General features: G+C 74.6%; 15 protein-coding genes. 5 read left to right on the forward strand and 10 right to left on the reverse strand.

The annotated features are described in order from the left end of the window. Positions 1–23 precede the first annotated feature (23 nt). The 6 genes from IEY86_RS25265 to IEY86_RS25285 form a co-directional block, all read right to left on the reverse strand. Complete coding sequence (locus tag IEY86_RS25265) at positions 24–1,085, reverse strand: methyltransferase (RefSeq protein WP_189134136.1); 1,062 nt, start codon at positions 1,083–1,085, stop codon at positions 24–26. Positions 1,086–1,177: 92 nt separating this feature from the next. Continuing rightward, positions 1,178–1,882, reverse strand: coding sequence for a 4'-phosphopantetheinyl transferase family protein (locus tag IEY86_RS25270; protein WP_189134137.1), 705 nt, complete (start codon positions 1,880–1,882; stop codon positions 1,178–1,180). Continuing rightward, complete coding sequence (locus IEY86_RS25275; protein WP_373287088.1) at positions 1,879–3,357, reverse strand: glycosyltransferase 87 family protein; 1,479 nt, start codon at positions 3,355–3,357, stop codon at positions 1,879–1,881. The genes IEY86_RS25270 and IEY86_RS25275 overlap by 4 nt, the downstream gene beginning before the upstream one ends. Then, positions 3,354–4,166 carry a class I SAM-dependent methyltransferase gene (locus IEY86_RS25280; protein ID WP_229698739.1) on the reverse strand — a complete coding sequence of 271 codons (813 nt, stop codon included), beginning with the start codon at positions 4,164–4,166 and terminating at the stop codon, positions 3,354–3,356. Before IEY86_RS25280 ends, IEY86_RS25275 begins: the two co-directional genes overlap by 4 nt. Beyond that, a complete protein-coding gene (locus IEY86_RS36745) occupies positions 4,163–4,795 on the reverse strand; it encodes a TIGR04282 family arsenosugar biosynthesis glycosyltransferase (protein ID WP_229698740.1) in 633 nt (210 codons plus the stop codon). Before IEY86_RS36745 ends, IEY86_RS25280 begins: the two co-directional genes overlap by 4 nt. Beyond that, the gene (locus IEY86_RS25285; RefSeq protein ID WP_373287089.1) at positions 4,792–5,475 is read right to left on the reverse strand and encodes a glycosyltransferase family 2 protein; all 684 of its coding nucleotides are present in this window, start codon (positions 5,473–5,475) and stop codon (positions 4,792–4,794) included. Before IEY86_RS25285 ends, IEY86_RS36745 begins: the two co-directional genes overlap by 4 nt. A 114-nt stretch (positions 5,476–5,589) precedes the next feature. On the opposite strand from IEY86_RS25285, the gene IEY86_RS25290 reads away from it, so the two are divergent. Together IEY86_RS25290 and IEY86_RS25295 are read left to right on the forward strand one after the other, a co-directional pair. Beyond that, the gene (locus IEY86_RS25290; RefSeq protein ID WP_189134139.1) at positions 5,590–6,336 is read left to right on the forward strand and encodes a response regulator transcription factor; all 747 of its coding nucleotides are present in this window, start codon (positions 5,590–5,592) and stop codon (positions 6,334–6,336) included. Beyond that, positions 6,333–7,445, forward strand: coding sequence for a sensor histidine kinase (locus IEY86_RS25295; RefSeq protein WP_189134140.1), 1,113 nt, complete (start codon positions 6,333–6,335; stop codon positions 7,443–7,445). Before IEY86_RS25290 ends, IEY86_RS25295 begins: the two co-directional genes overlap by 4 nt. Here IEY86_RS25295 and IEY86_RS25300 read toward each other — a convergent pair. Continuing rightward, positions 7,420–8,475 (reverse strand): NAD-dependent epimerase/dehydratase family protein, encoded by a 1,056-nt coding sequence (locus IEY86_RS25300; RefSeq protein ID WP_189134141.1) that lies wholly within the window; start codon positions 8,473–8,475, stop codon positions 7,420–7,422. The two genes, IEY86_RS25295 and IEY86_RS25300, sit on opposite strands and share 26 nt — an antisense overlap. A 191-nt stretch (positions 8,476–8,666) precedes the next feature. Here IEY86_RS25300 and IEY86_RS25305 point away from each other — a divergent pair, with 191 nt between their 5' ends. From IEY86_RS25305 to IEY86_RS25315, 3 genes are all read left to right on the forward strand, one after another. Further along, a complete protein-coding gene (locus IEY86_RS25305) occupies positions 8,667–9,083 on the forward strand; it encodes a hypothetical protein (RefSeq protein ID WP_189134142.1) in 417 nt (138 codons plus the stop codon). A 119-nt stretch (positions 9,084–9,202) separates the two neighbouring features. Beyond that, on the forward strand, positions 9,203–10,027 hold the full coding sequence (locus IEY86_RS25310; protein WP_189134143.1) for a GNAT family N-acetyltransferase: 825 nt from the start codon (positions 9,203–9,205) through the stop codon (positions 10,025–10,027). Further along, positions 10,024–10,890: a lysophospholipid acyltransferase family protein gene (locus IEY86_RS25315; RefSeq protein WP_189134144.1), complete on the forward strand. Its 867-nt coding sequence runs from the start codon at positions 10,024–10,026 to the stop codon at positions 10,888–10,890. Before IEY86_RS25310 ends, IEY86_RS25315 begins: the two co-directional genes overlap by 4 nt. Here the strand turns inward: IEY86_RS25315 and IEY86_RS25320 are convergent. The 3 genes from IEY86_RS25320 to IEY86_RS25330 all read right to left on the reverse strand — a co-directional run bounded on the left by IEY86_RS25320 (position 10,837) and on the right by IEY86_RS25330 (position 14,967). Next, positions 10,837–11,766, reverse strand: coding sequence for a S66 peptidase family protein (locus IEY86_RS25320; protein ID WP_189134145.1), 930 nt, complete (start codon positions 11,764–11,766; stop codon positions 10,837–10,839). The genes IEY86_RS25315 and IEY86_RS25320 overlap by 54 nt on opposite strands. 111 nt (positions 11,767–11,877) lie before the next feature. Continuing rightward, positions 11,878–12,747: an IPT/TIG domain-containing protein gene (locus tag IEY86_RS25325; RefSeq protein ID WP_229698741.1), complete on the reverse strand. Its 870-nt coding sequence runs from the start codon at positions 12,745–12,747 to the stop codon at positions 11,878–11,880. Between the two features lie 240 nt (positions 12,748–12,987). After that, positions 12,988–14,967: an LpqB family beta-propeller domain-containing protein gene (locus IEY86_RS25330; RefSeq protein WP_189134146.1), complete on the reverse strand. Its 1,980-nt coding sequence runs from the start codon at positions 14,965–14,967 to the stop codon at positions 12,988–12,990. Positions 14,968–14,976: the final 9 nt, after the last annotated feature.

Genomic DNA, 14,976 nt, shown 5'->3' on the forward strand with positions numbered 1-14,976 from the left:
ACCGTCTGCCCGGGCCCGGACGATCAGCTTCGGGCCGCCGGGTCGGGCACGCGGGCCTCGATGAGGGCCAGTTGGCCGCCGGTGACCGGGGTGACCCCGTGGTGGACGAGCCCCGCCCGTTCGAACAGCGTGGCGAACTCCGCTTCCGTGCGCTCTCGGCCGCCGGGGCTGAGCAGCATGAACAGGTCGAGGAACGAGTGGTACGTGGCATACGGACCCCCGCCTCCGATCAGCATCTCCAGGACCAGGACGCGGGCGCCGGGGCGCGCGGAGGCGGCGATGTTGCGCAGAGCGCGCACCGAGGTCTCGTCGTCCCACATGTGGAGGATGTGCTTGAGCAGGTAGACGTCCGCCTCGACGGGTATCTCGTTGTGCGCGTCGCCCGCGACGATCCGGCAGCGGTCGGCCAGGCCGCCGCCCTCGGTCAGGTCGGCGACGGCGCCCTTGACGACGGGTTCGAGGTCGAACAGCACCCCGTACACGTGCGGGTGGAGCCGCAGGAGGGCGGCCAGCAGGGCGCCGTGGCCGCCCCCGATGTCGGCGACGGTCGTGGCGCCGGAGAGGTCGACGGACTCGGCGGCCCTGGCGCCGAAGAGCTGGGTGTTGGCGGTCATGCCCTCGTTGAAGATCCCGCCGGACTCGGGGTCCTCGGCGAAATGCTGGAACATCGGCCGACCGAACACCTTCGCGAACACGGAGCCGCCGGTGCGCACCGCCTCGTCGAGGTGGGTCCAGGGGTCGCGTATGGCGGGCAGGGCGCTCAGGCGCGCCATCCTGGCGACACCGCCGGGGGCGTCGGAGCGCAGCAGGCGGGAGAGTTCGGTGTGCTGGTAGCAGCCCTCGCCCGCCTCCTCGAGGACGCCCTGGACGGCGAGGGCGCGCAGCAGGCGGTTGAACGCGTCCGGGTCGGCGCCGACCGAGGCGGCGAGCTCCGGGGCGTGCGCCGGCTTGCCGTCGTTGTCGTCGATGAGGTCGAAGACCCCCATGCCGACGGCGGTGTGCACCATGGCGGCGGTGGCGTAGCCGAACAGGAGATCCTGGAGCCTGCCCACCGCGGCGGCACGGGGGGCGTCCGCTTGCGTCATTGCTGTCCCTCTCCCAAGTGGGTTTGTTTACTGGGCAGTCAAGCAACCCGTGGGACCGCTGGCGAGCGCCGCGGGGCGTACCTGGGCTCGGTTCAGCGCCTCGCGAGCGCCACACAGGCGGCGTGCCCGTCGGGCACCGCGCAGTCGGTGAGGGCCCAGCCGGGCGGTTCGACGGGGCGCGGCCCGGAACCGAGATAGGCCTTGGCCAGGTCGTCTCCGCCGAGGCCCTCCCCCGTGCCCTTGAGGTATGCCTCCTTGCGCGCCCACAGCCGGGCGAACGCGACGGCGCGCGCCGGTGGCGCGAGGGCGCGCAGCTCGGCCTGCTCGTCGGGGTGCAGGGTCGAGACGACGTCGTCGACGACGTCGGCCTCGGGAACGGGTTCGATGTCCACGCCCACGGGGCGCTCGGCGAAGGCGAGAAGGACGAGGTCGCCGCCGTAGGAAAGGGAGTAGTGCAGCGGGGCGCCGCCGTGCCGGACGGAGGGGCGGCCGTGCGCCCCTTGGCAGTGCGGGCAGGGCTCACGAGTGAGCTCGACCCGCTCGGGCGCCTGTCCCAGGTACGCCCCGAGCAGGCGGCGCAGCCCCAGGTGCGCGGCCCGGTAGCGGTCGGCGAGCTCGGGCCGCGCGAAACCGGCGGCACGCTCCCGCTCCGCCGGACCGAGCAGATGCCCCGCGGCGGCGATGCCGCCCCTGTGCTCGGAGGCGGAGAGCAGCCACAGATGAGGTGACTCCCCTTCCGGCCGGGGCAGCTCTCCCAGGGTGGGTTCGGGTTCGAGAACGTGCGGAGCGGGTTTCATGGCCTCTGCTCTACGTCGTGACGGGTCCCCGGGTCAACCGGGCCTGCCGTGGACATGGCGCCGTGGACATGGTGCCGTGGGCGCGGTTCGGCGGCCTTGGCGCTCTGCCCACCATGCGCGTCCGCCCGCCGGCGCCTGATCGCCCCGCCCGCGACGACCGCCGCTGCCGCGAGGGCGTAGGCGGTGGTGCCCACGGCTGTCCGGTCCGGGCCGGCGGGGCCGCAGACGTAGTGGGCCGCGCCGGCGATGGGGATGCCCAGCCACTCCCAGCGGCCGTCCAGGGCGGCGAGGGCCACCACCAGGAGGGCGTACCAGGGGTAGCCGGGGGTCAGCAGGAGGAAGGCGGTGCCGGTCACCAGGAGCGCGCCGTGCCAGGGGCGTTCGGGGTCTGCTCGGCGCAGGACGTGCAGGACCACGGCGGCCATCGCCACGACGACCACCGGGAACGCCCACGACGGGGGCAGGACGAGGCGCAGGAGCGCGTAGGGGTTCTTCGACGACGAGTCCTCGTATCCCTCCTCGTGGACGTATCCGGACAGGTAGCCGAGCACGGACGAGTGCGAGACCAGCGCATACGGCAGATAGGCCAGGGCGACGACCCCGGCGGCGGACAGCACCGCCTTCGCCGCCTCCCGCGGCCGGGCCCCGGACAGCGCTCCCGGGATGACCACGGCGGGCAGGAGCTTGGCGGCGGTGGCCGCGCCGAGCAGGGCGCCGCCGACGGCCCCGCGGCTGTTGACGGCACCGAGGCCCACCACGGTCAGGAGGATGCCGAGGCTGTCGACATGGGCGTTGTTCACGGCCTCGATGGGGACGGCGGGGCACCAGGCCCACAGCGCGGCCCACTGCGGGGCGCCGCGTCTGCGCAGGACGGCCAGCAGGGCCCCGGTGGTGGCCAGGGACAGGACCGCCCCGCCGATCTGGAGCGGCTTGTGGCGCGCGTGCGGCGGGGACAGGGCGTGCACGGCGAGGAACCAGCCCTCGGCGACGGGCGGGTAGATGGTGTGGACGGACGGCCGGTTGATGCGGGTGCACAGGTCGCCGGAGCGGGACAGCCCCCGCCCTTCGCAGGTGGCGGGGAAGAGCCAGCTGTCCCGCAGGGGCGCGAGCTCCCTCGCGTCGGGGGCGTGGTCGTAGGGGGAGGTCCCGGACGCCTGGACCCGGCCGTCCCAGGCGTAGCGGTAGGAGTCGGTGCTCGTGCGCGGCGGGCCGAGCAGGCCGGTGGCGGCCACGGCGATGCCCCCGACGAGCACCAGGGCCGCCGCGTGCCGGGTGGGGACCGCGCGAACGGCCCAGAAGGCGCAGGCGAACACCGTCCAGGAGGCGCCGTACCACCACAGGAGAGCCCCGGGATCGTCGCCGTAGAAGCCCTTCTGGCGCATGGTCAGTGCGAGGACGGTGGTCAGGGCGGCCAGCAGCGCCGTGGCGAGGAGGGTCCGCGGCGGCGGCGAGTGCCGGTCGGGCGTCCGGTTCACCGCTCACCGTCCCCGTGACGCGTTCCGGCACGGGGAACGGCGCCACGGGGAACCGCGGCGCGGGGCACGCGAGCACCGGGCACGCGAGCGTCGGGCACATGGGCGCCGGGCGCCGCTGTGCCGGGCACTTGCGCGCGGGCGACGGCGGCGTGGGGCGCCGCGGCGCCGGGCAGTTCGACGCGGCGCAGCTCCAGGAAGCTCCGACCGCCGGCCGTCCACTCCCGCGCGGCCCGCCATCCCGTGGCCTCGCTGTGGCGCCGCAGGGCACGCAGGCCCAGCCGGGCCCAGGGGAACGACCCGCCCAGGCCGCCGCGTCCGTCGTCGACGCGGACCCGTACCCGTTCGTCCACGTCCGCCGAGGCCGCCTCGACGAGCAGGAGCCCTCCGGTGTCGACCAGCCGGGCGACCCTGCGCAGAAGGGCGTGCGGGTCGCCGCCGATGCCGATGTTCCCGTCGAGCAGGAGCGCCGTCCCCCAGCGGCCCTCCCCCGGCAGGCGGTCGAAGACCGAGCGGCACAGGGCCGTGCCGCCCGCGCTGACCGTGCGGGCCACGGCTGCGGGGCTGAGGTCGACGCCCAGCGCCGGATGCCCCTGGCGCGCCACTGCGGCGACGAGCCGTCCCGGACCGCAGCCGATGTCGATGACGGCGCCCTCGCACCGGCGCAGCACGGTCATGTCGGCTTCGTCGGCGTGCGCGCACCATCGTTCGACCTCCAGCGGCAGCAGCCACCCGTCGTCGCGGCGCAGGAAGAGCGGCCCGCGCCCGGCGAGCAGGGCGTCGGCGTAGGGGTCGGTGCACCAGGGCCTCACCGCGTCAGCGCCCGGGCCAGCCGCCGGTGCTCGGCGGCGAACCGGCTCTCGGGCGCGTCCCGCGCCACCTGCCGGGCGTCCTCGGCGGTGTCCACGTCCCTGAGCACGCCGAGTTCGCGGACGGTGAGCCCCGCGTCGGTCAGCCGGGCGCGCTGGGCGGCGCCGGTGAGGGGGGTGGACATGGGCACGCCCCGCAGCAGGTCCGGCCGCGGCCGCGCCATGCCGAGCGCCCAGAAGCCGCCGTCCGCGGCCCGGCCGAGCCAGGCGTCGCAGCCGTTCCAGGCACCGGGGCCGAGAGCGGGGGCGAGCAGTTCGCCGGTCACCTGGGGGGTGTCCATGCCGATGAGCAGCGTGGGCCCTTCGCAGCCGCCGAACGCCGCGGCCAGCCGCTCGTCCAGCCCGCCCCTGCCCTGCGGCACGACCTCGAACCCGGTCGGCAGCCACCGCCCCACCCGGCCCTCCAGCACGAGCACCCGGCGCCGGGCGGACAGCCGGGAGACGGTCCCCAGGGTGTCCACGAGGGCGGCTTCGGCGAGGCGGGCCGCCTCGGCGGGGGTGTACGGCGGGGTGAGCCGGGTCTTGACCCGTCCGGGCAGGGGCTCCTTGGCGATCACGAGAAGGGTGGTCACCGCAGCACCGCCCGCATGTCGTTCACGGTGTGCCAGGTGCCGCGCCAGGTGCCGGTCACCTTGGACCTTCCCCTGCGCGGCAGGTACGGCACCTCGACCTCCTCGATCCGCCACCCGGCGTCCGATGCGCGCACCACGGTCTGGAGCGGGTAGCCGCAGCGGCGGTCGGTGAGCCCGAGTCCGAGCAGCGCCTCGCGCCGCCCGGCGCGCATGGGACCGAGGTCGCGCAGGCGGAGGCCGGTTCGGCGGTGCAGCATCCGGGCGAGGGCGGCGTTGCCGAGGCGGGCGTGCAGGGGCCAGGCGCCACGGGTCACCGGGCGTCTGCGGCCGAGCACCAGGTCGGCCCGGCCGTCCAGCACGGGTTCGGCCACGGTGGGCAGCAGACGGGGGTCGAGCGAGGCGTCGCAGTCGCAGAAGCACACCGTGTCGGCCTCGGCGGCCAGCAGTCCCGCGTGGCAGGCGGCGCCGAAGCCTCGTCGCGGCTCGTGCACCACATGGGCACCGAGGGCGCGGGCGAGGTCGGCGGAGCCGTCGTCGGAGCCGTTGTCGACGACGAGGGCCCGCCAGCCCGCAGGGATGCGCTTCAGCACCCAGGGCAGGGCCTCGGCCTCGTTCAGACAGGGAAGCACCACGTCAACGGGGTGGGCGTGGTGACTGGTCGAGTCGGTCACGGCCACCACACTACGGAGACGAATTACGCATTCCGGACTTCGGATTCTTACGAAACGCGGACGGCGGGCGCCCCGGAGGCTTCGAACGGCGCCCCGGACGGCACCCGGTGCGAGACTGCACGCATGACCCACCGTGTGCTCGTCGTCGACGACGACCCGACCGTCGCCGAGGTCGTCGCGAGCTATCTCGACCGGGCCGGTTTCACCGTGGACCGGGCCGCGGACGGCCCGGCCGCCCTGGCGCGCGCGGCGGCCGAACGGCCGGACCTGGTCGTGCTCGACCTGATGCTGCCCGGCCTGGACGGCCTGGAGGTGTGCCGCAAGCTGCGGGACGAGGGGCCGGTGGCGGTCATCATGCTCACGGCCCGCGCCGACGAGGACGACCGTGTGCTGGGGCTGGAGGTGGGCGCCGACGACTACGTGACCAAGCCGTTCAGCCCGCGCGAGCTCGTGCTGCGGGTGGAGTCGGTGCTGCGCCGCACCACGGCCCGGGCGCCGTCCGGGCCGCTGCTGCGCGGGGGTTCGATCAGTCTGGACCCGGCGGCTCGGCGGGCGGCCCAGGGCGACGTGGAACTCTCGCTGACCATACGGGAGTTCGACCTGCTCGCGTACTTCCTGCGCCACCCGGGCCGGGCGCACCGGCGCGAGGAGCTGATGCGGCGGGTGTGGGGATGGCAGTTCGGCGACCTGTCCACGGTGACGGTGCACGTGCGCCGCCTGCGCGAAAAGATCGAGACCGACCCGGCCACCCCCACCCTGATCACCACCGTCTGGGGCGTCGGCTACCGCTTCGACCCCCCACCGGACCCGGACACCTCACCGCACCCGCCTCGCACGCCGGACCGCCCGGAACAGGACCCACCCCTGTGAAAGACCTTCTCCTCATCGCGCTCTTCGCGTTCCTCGGTGCCGCCGCGGCGGGGCTGGTGGGGCTGGTCGCGCTGCGGGTCCTGCGGCGCAGGTCGGTGGCGGTCTCGCTTGCCGTGGTCGCCGCCGTCGCCGTGGGGGCGATGCTCGCCGGGACCATGGCCGTGGCACAGGCGATGTTCCTGTCGTCCCACGACCTCAAGGTCGTCACCACGGTCTGCGCGATGGCCGCCGCCGTCTCGCTCGCCACCGCTCTCCTCCTGGGCCGCCGGGTCGTGGCCGGGAGCAGGGCGCTGACCGCGGCCACCCGCTCGTTCGGCGACGGCGGCAGCTTCGCTCCGCCCACCGGAGCGCCGACCGCCGAACTCGCCGCCCTGGGCAGGGAACTGGCCGTCACCAGCGCCAAGCTCGCCCGGTCCCGCGCCCGTGAGCAGGCCCTGGACGCCTCGCGCCGCGAGCTCGTCGCCTGGATCTCCCACGACCTGCGGACCCCGCTGGCGGGGCTGCGGGCCATGGCCGAGTCGCTCGAGGACGGGATGGCCGAGGACCCGGCGCGCTACCACCGGCAGATCCGCACCGAGGTGGAGCGGCTCAGCGGCATGGTCGGCGATCTGTTCGAACTCTCCCGTATCCAGGCCGGGGCGCTGGCCCTGGCCAGGGCCAGGATCTCGGTCTACGACCTCGTGGGCGACGCCATCGCCGGGGTCTATCCGCTCGCCCGTGAACTCGGTGTGCGGCTCGACGGCGGCAGTGTGGACTCGGTGCCGGTGGAGGTGGACGGCAAGGAGATGACCCGGGTCCTGGGCAACCTCCTGATCAACGCGATCCGCCGCACCCCCGCCGACGGAACGGTCGCCGTGGCCGCCCGCCGCGAGCGGGACGAGGTCGTGCTGTCGGTCACCGACGGCTGCGGCGGCATCCCCGAGGAGGATCTGCCCCGCGTCTTCGACACCGGCTGGCGCGGCAACGACGCCCGCACTCCCCCGGCCGGCGCGGGGCTGGGCCTCGCCATCGTGCGGGGCATCGTCGAGGCCCACGACGGCCGGGCCGGTGTGCGCAATGTCCCCGGAGGCTGCCGGTTCGAGGTCACGCTCCCCGCAGCGCTGTGGTAGAGCGCGCGAACTCCGCCATCCCGTCGAGGAATCCGACGCCCGGCCGCCACCCCAGTTCCTCGCGCAGCCGCTCGGAGGAGGCGGTGATGTGCCGGACGTCGCCGAGCCGGTACTCACCGGTGACCACCGGCGACGGGCCGCCGCACGCCGCGGCCAGGGCATCGGCCATCTCGCCCACGGTGTGCGGCTCGCCGCTGCCGGTGTTGTAGACGCGCAGCCCGCCCGAGGGCAGTTCGTGCAGCCCGACGAGCGCCGCCAGGTTCGCCGCGGCGACGTCGCGCACATGGACGAAGTCCCGCCGCTGACCCCCGTCCTCGAAGACCCGGGGCGCCTCGCCCCTGGCCAGCGCCGAGCGGAAGAACGAGGCCACCCCCGCGTACGGCGTGTCGCGCGGCATGCCGGGTCCGTAGACGTTGTGGTAGCGCAGCGACACCGCCCGGCCGGCCGTTGCGCGCGCCCAGGACGCGGCAAGATGCTCCTGCGCGAGCTTCGTCGTGGCGTAGACATTGCGCGGGTCGGTCGGCGCGTCCTCCCGGACCAGGCCCGGCCGCATCGGGCTGCCGCAGCGCGAGCACGGCGGCTCGAACCGCCCGTCCTCGAGGTCGGCGACCTGCCGCGGCCCCGGCCGCACCTCGCCGTGCCGGGGGCAGTCGTAGCGGCCCTCGCCGTAGACGACCATCGACCCCGCGAGCACGAGGTCGCGCACACCGCCGTCCGCCATCTCGGACAGGAGCACGGCCGTTCCGAGGTCGTTGCAGCTCACATAGTCGGCCGCGTCGCCGAAGTCCCGGCCGAGGCCCACCATCGCCGCCTGGTGGCAGACCGCGGCCACCCCGCGCAGGGCGCGCCGCACGGCCGCGCGGTCCCGGACGTCGGCGTGGATCCACTCGGCGTCCGGCATCGGCGGCACGCCGGTGTGGACGGCGGGCAGGAGGGCGTCGAGCACCACCGGACGGTGCCCCGAGGCGAGCAGGGCTTCGACGATGTGCGAGCCGATGAAGCCCGCGCCGCCGGTCACAAGTACGCGCATGCCCCTGACGCTAGGCCCATAGGCGCCCCGGCAGCCCCGTACTCACGCTCGCGTCATCGGTATGTAAGGCCTTCGGCCAACGCCACCCCGCGGTCCGATCGGCTCTGGTACGTACCTTTACGTATGACGAATGGTCAGACCTATTGACGACCGCCGGGGAGGAGTCCAAAGTTCCGCACCGAAGGGGTCGGATGACTTGTGGACTCGCCTGGACACCTCTCAGGGGCGGCGCCGCCCGGCCGCCGCCCGCCGAGACCGGCGGGCGGGCTGGAGTTCGGCCCCGACGGCCACCTCCACGCCCCAGCGGGCGGGCCCATGCCCCGGCGCTCGCCCGGGAAGGAACTCCCTCAACGGCAAGGCCGCGCGGTGAGCGGCTGCGGCGCGTCCCACTCAACGGGACGACGGCGGGCACGCCCAAGGCGTACCGCGTCGGCGCGTACGGGCGCCCGCGCACCGTCGAGAAGGTCCCCGGCTCCAGCGGCCCGTGCCTGTCGAGGGCCAACGCCGACCTCCTCGGCGGGCAGCCCGCGGGCTCCGACAAGGTCTTCCGGGTGACGCTCGGCGAGGCGGGCAGCCGGGCGCCTCGGACGTTCGGGTTGTTCCCGTAGGGGCGATACCGGGCGGGACTTCAACGGCTGCACATCTGGACTCTCCGAAAACGACATGCCGTCGCCGTCCGGCTCGGCGAAGAGATAGGTGAGCTCCTTCACCTTCCCGGAGAGACGCCATGACGACCGCTGTCGCCCGCCCCGTACCCACCGCTGCCCTCCCCGCCCCGGCCGCCCCCGCGGCGGCCCCCGGCGACCGCCCCCGCTACTCGGTTTCCTTCGCCCAGGACGAGGCGGATGTGCGGGCCGCACAGCGCCTGCGCCACCAGGTGTTCGTCGAGGAGATGGGGGCGGTCGTGCACACCGCCGCTCCCGGTCTGGAGACCGACCCCTTCGACGCCTTCTGCGACCACCTGCTCGTGCGCGACGACGTGACCGGGGATGTGGTGGGGACCTACCGCCTGCTGCCCGCCGCCCGCGCGGCCGTGGCCGGGCGGCTGTACTCGGACGGCGAGTTCGATCTGAGCGCGCACGCCCCGATCCGCAAGGACCTCGTCGAGGTCGGCCGCTCCTGCGTCCACCCGGACCACCGCGACGGCGCCGTGGTCGCCCTGATGTGGGGCGGCATCTGCCGCTACATGGAACAGACCGGCCACACCTGGGTCGCCGGGTGCTGCTCGGTCCCGCTCGCCGACGGCGGAACGCAGGCCGCGGGCGTGTGGGACAAGGTCTCGGCCACGCACCTGTCGCCTCCGGAGTACCGGGTCCGGCCGCTGCGTCCGTGGAACCCCGAGGGTGTGGCCCGTCCCGCGCGGACCACCCTGCCGGCGTTGCTGCGCGGCTATCTGCGCCTGGGAGCCTGGGTCTGCGGCGAGCCCGCACACGACCCGGACTTCAATGTCGCCGACCTGTATGTGCTGCTGTCGCTGAAGCGGACCGACCCCCGCTACCTGCGGCACTTCCTGTCGCTCACCTCGCCCGCCACGGCCGCGCCCCTCACATGAGCGCCTGGTCACCGGTGGGCCCCTGCACCCCGTTGGCCTGCCTCGACGACTCGGCCACCGCGGTGGTGGGCCGTGCGCACCGGATCGCCCGCTGGACGGCGGGAGGCGCGGTGATCGTGCTCGGGGTCGTGCTGTCGCCGCTGGTCCGCAGGCTCGGCGCGGCGCGGCGGGACCGGCTGATCCGGCTGTGGACGCGGTCGGTGGCCCGGGGGTTCGGGGTGCGGGTGCGCGTGCCCGCACCCGTGCCGTCGCCCACCGGGCTGCTCGTCGTGGCCAACCATGTGTCCTGGCTGGACATCCTCCTGCTCGCCGCCGCCAGGCCCGGCCGCATGGTGGCCAAGAAGGAGATCGGCGGCTGGCCGGTCATCGGCCGGCTGGCCGGGCGAGGCGGCACCCTGTTCATCGACCGCGACCGGCTGAGGACGCTGCCGGACACGGTGGCCGAGGTGGCACACGTCCTGCGCGGGTCGGGCGCGGTCGCGGCGTTCCCCGAGGGCAGTACGTGGTGCGGCAGGAGGCAGGGCAGATTCCGTCCCGCGTTGTTCCAGGCCGCGCTGGACGCGGGCGCGGGGGTCCAGCCGGTCCTGATCCGCTACCTGCTGGCGGACGGAAGGCCCACCACGGCCCCGGCCTTCGTCGGAGAGGACACCCTGCTGGACTCCGTGCGCCGGGTGGTCGCCACCCGGGGCCTGGTCGCCGAGGTGGTCGCCCTTCCGGTGATTCCGGCCGGCGCCCATCAGGAGCGGCGGTCGCTGGCCCGTGCGGCCGAGGCGGCCGTGTACTCGGCCACGGGCGGGCCACCGCCTCCGCTAGAGGAGCGCGGGCACGTCGAGCGTGAGCGTGCCGTTGCCGGCGTCCAGTAGCGCGGGCACACCGAGAGGGACGGTGATGTGGCTGGGGCAGTGCCCGAACCCCAGCTCCCACAGGACGGGCACGCCGAGGGGGCCGAGGCGGTCCAGCATCAGGCGCCGCACCTCGTCCTCGGGCGAGCAGTCCTGCCAGGAGCCGAGCGCTACCGCGGCGACGCCGTCGAGCAGGCCGGAGCGAAGGAGCTGGGTGAGGCAGCGGTCGAGCCGGTAGGCCTCCTCGGCGACGTCCTCGATCACCCAGATCGCTCCGCGCAGCGAGCGGCGGGCGTGCGGGGTGCCTGCCTCGGCGGCGATCAGGGACAGGCAGCCGCCCGCCGTGACCCCGTGGGCGGTGCCGGGCACCAGCGGGGCGGCGGCCGGGGAGGTGAGCACACGCGCGTTCTCGGGCTCGAAGAGGGTGCGGCGCAGATGCTCCTGGGTGGGCCCGTCCTTGACGAACGCGACCCCCGCGGCCATCGGCCCGTGCAGGGTCGCCAGGCCCAGGCGGACGGCGAACGCCTCGTGCAGCGCCGTGACGTCGCTGAACCCCACGAAGACCTTGGGGCCCGCCGCCCGCATGGCGTCCCAGTCGAGCAGGTCCACCATGCGCTGGGCGCCGTAGCCGCCGCGGGCGCAGATCACGGCGGCCACGCCGGGGTCGAGCCAGGCCCTCTGGAGGTCCCGGGCGCGGTCGGCGTCGCCACCCGCGAGATAGCCGCTGGAGTGGGTGTCGAGGACGTGCTCGCCCACCTCGACGTCGAGGTCCCAGGCGCGCAGGATGTCCACGCCCGCGTCCAGCCGTTCACGGGGGATCGGGCCGCTGGGGGCGACGATGACGACGCGGTCGCCGCCGCGCAGCCGGGCGGGACGGACGAGGGGGACGGTGCTCATGGCGGCCCATCCTCCCAGACGGGACGCACCCGCGCCCCGGCGGGAATCCACCGGGGCGCGGGCTGCCGTGGGCTTCGGCTCACACACGGAGTCGGCTCACACGGAGTCGGCTCACACGTAGGTGTACCCGCCCACGACCGTGGCGGTGCCGCCCGGCGTGGTCACGACGACGGGCACATTGCCCGCCGCGTGCGCCGGGGTGAGGCCCACCAGCACGGTTCCTCCGCCGCCGACACTCACACCCGTGGCGGGGGTGCCGCCGAAGGTGACGGTGGCGCCGGTGAGGTTGGTGCCGGTGATGACGAACGCCTGGCCACCCGCGACCGGGCCGGTGGTGGGCAGCAGGATGGTGACCGTGGGCGGCGGCACCACGTAGGTGAAGCCTCCGGGGACGGTGGCGGTGCCGCCGGGCGTCGTGACGAGGACGGTCGCGAGGCCCGCCGCACCCGGCGGGGTCACGCCGGTGATCACGGTGCCGGCCGCGTTGACGGTGACACCTGTGGCGGGGACGCCGTTGAAGGTGACGGTGGCGCCGGCCAGGTTGGTGCCGGTGATGGTGAACGCCGTGCCACCCGTGGTCGGGCCACTGGTGGGCACGATCGACGCCGCGGTCGGGGTGAGGACGACGTAGGTGTAGTTCCCCGGGGCGCTGACGCCCACGGGCGTGGTCACCACGACCGGCACGGTGCCGGCGGCGTGCGGCGGCGCGACGACCACCAGCAGGAACCCATAGGGGTCGCCCCCGAGGATGGTGGCCGGGGTGCCGCCGAAGGTCACCGAAGTGGCGTTGTTGAGGCCGACCCCGAGGAGAAGGACGGGGTTGCCGCCGGTGGTCGGACCGCTGGGCGGGATCACGGCCAGGATCGACGGCGGCATGGGCGGTAAGGGTCCTCCGGGGGGATTGGGGAATCCCGGGCCCGGCTGTCCCGGTGAGGGCCATCCCGGCTGCGAGGGGTCGCCGTACTGCAGGATTGCGGACATGGTTGCTTCCTCCTTGGCGCGACACATTTACACTCGTTCGAGCGATAACGTCCGCTAAGGACGTGCGCCAAATTCACGGTAGAGTGCCCGACTTGCCACTCAAAGGCGCACATTGCCCGTCCTGCTGCATTCGATATCTTATGCGATATTAGGCAAAGGCGCGGCTGTGCCTTCGCCCACAACCGGCGCACGCCCCCGTCCCGCCGACGCTACGGACAGCCAACTCCCAAGCGGGGATGCCTACTTGACGAGATCGAGGACAGGCACTCCGGGTGGAGTGAATCCGAACACCTGTCCGTACAGGGACAGTTCGGCCTCCAGGCAGGCGACCATGGTCTCCGCCCGGCGGAAGCCGTGACCCTCGCCCTCGAAGGTGAGATAGGCGTGCGGGACGCCCCGCCCGGCGACTCTTTCGAGGAAGCGCTCGCACTGCACGGGCGGGCAGATGACGTCGTCCAGGCCCTGGAGGAGCAGGAACGGGGCGGTCAGCCGGTGGGCGTTGTCGGCGGGCGAGCGCTTGCGGTAACGCTCGGCGGTGTCCGGCAGCGGTCCCACGAGGCTGTCCAGGTAACGGGACTCGAAGTCGTGCGTCTCCCCCGTCGCCCACCCCGTCAGATCCAGGATCGGATAGATGATCACACCGCAGCGGTAGGTGTCGGTCATGGTGAGCGACGCTCCCGCCGTCCAGCCCCCGGCGCTCCCGCCGCGCACGGCGAGCCGGTCGCGGTCCGCCGTGCCCTCGGCGGCCAGTGCCTCGGCCACGGCGGCGCAGTCCTCGACGTCCACGACGCCCCAGCTCTCCCGCAGGCGGTTGCGGTACTCACGGCCGTAGCCGGTGGAGCCGCCGTAGTTGACCACGGCCACACCGATGCCGCGGCTGGTGAAGTAGGCGATCTCCAGGTCGTGCACGAGGGCGGCCCGCCCGGTCGGACCGCCGTGCGCCCACACCGCGTAGGGCGGCCGCTCACCGCGGGGCGCCGTGTAGTCGGGATTGCGCGGCGGATAGATGTGGGCGTGCACCTCACGCCCGCCTGGCCCGGTGAACGTGCGTTCCTGGGGCAGCGGCAGGCAGGAGGGCTCGACCGTGTCCTCGTGCGGGCACCCGACCACCTCGGCGCGCCCCGAGGCCGTCTCCACCCGCACCACCTCGAACGAGCGCTGGGGGCTCGCGGCCACCCCGAGCACCGCGTCGCCGGTGACGGCCAGACAGGAGGCCCACTCGGTCCACGGCCCGGCAATGTCCTCGAGCGTGCCGGTGCTCGGGTCGAGGAACGCCAGCCGCTGGGCCCCGCGGCCATGCGTCACCGCGATCCGCCCGTCCGGCAGCGGGGCGAACCACTGCAGGCCGAGGCGCCACAGCGGCCCGGCGAACTCCTCCTCGGCCGGGCACAGGGGCACCGCCTGCCCCGTCCGCGGGTCGACCCGGTGCAGATTCCACCACCCCGAGCGGTCGGTGGCGGCGACGAGCGTGTCCTCGTCCGCCCACTCCACCTGCGCCACGGACTCCTCGGGCCCGCCCCCGACGGTCCTGGGCTCGCCGAACGTCCCGTCGGGCAGGAGGTCCGCCACGCACAGCCGGGTGCCGTCCCACGGCATCGCCGGGTGGTCCCAGGCCAGCCAGGCGGCGCGCCGGCCGTCCGGGGAGAGCCGGGGTCCGGTCAGAAACCGGCCGCCACCGCCGAGTTCGCGGACCGCGGAGCGGTCGTGCGCCGCCGACTCGTCCAGCGGCACCGCCACAAGGACGCGCCGAAGATCCCCGGAGCCCGGTCCGGTGCTCTCCTCCAGGACGCACCACACCTCGCCCCGCTCGGGCACGACGGCCAGATCCGCCCAGCGCAGCCCCGAGGGCCTGACCGGCGCCGGGGTCAGCGGGCGCGGCTCGGCCCCCTCGACGCCGGGCTCGAAGCGGTACATCCGCTGGTCGGCGAAGTTCACGAAGACCACCAGCGGCCCGCCGTCGGCGACCGTGCCCGCCCAGGGCCGCCCGCCGTACTCGATGACGCGGCTGCGCACATTCCACGGCGGTGGCAGCACCGACTCCGCGGTGCCGTCGGGCCCGCGGCGCACCAGCGCGGCTCTGCCCCGTTCCGCCGGGCGCGGCTCCGTCCACCACACCTCGTCGCCGATGGCGCCGACCCAGTCGGGGCGGCCGTCGTGCCCGGCGGCGAGCCGGGCCGTGACGGGGGACTTCCAGGAACCGTAGCTGGCGGTCGTGGGCACAGGTCACCG

The sequence above is a fragment of the Wenjunlia tyrosinilytica genome (genome assembly GCF_014646055.1).
GTDB lineage: Bacteria > Actinomycetota > Actinomycetes > Streptomycetales > Streptomycetaceae > Wenjunlia > Wenjunlia tyrosinilytica.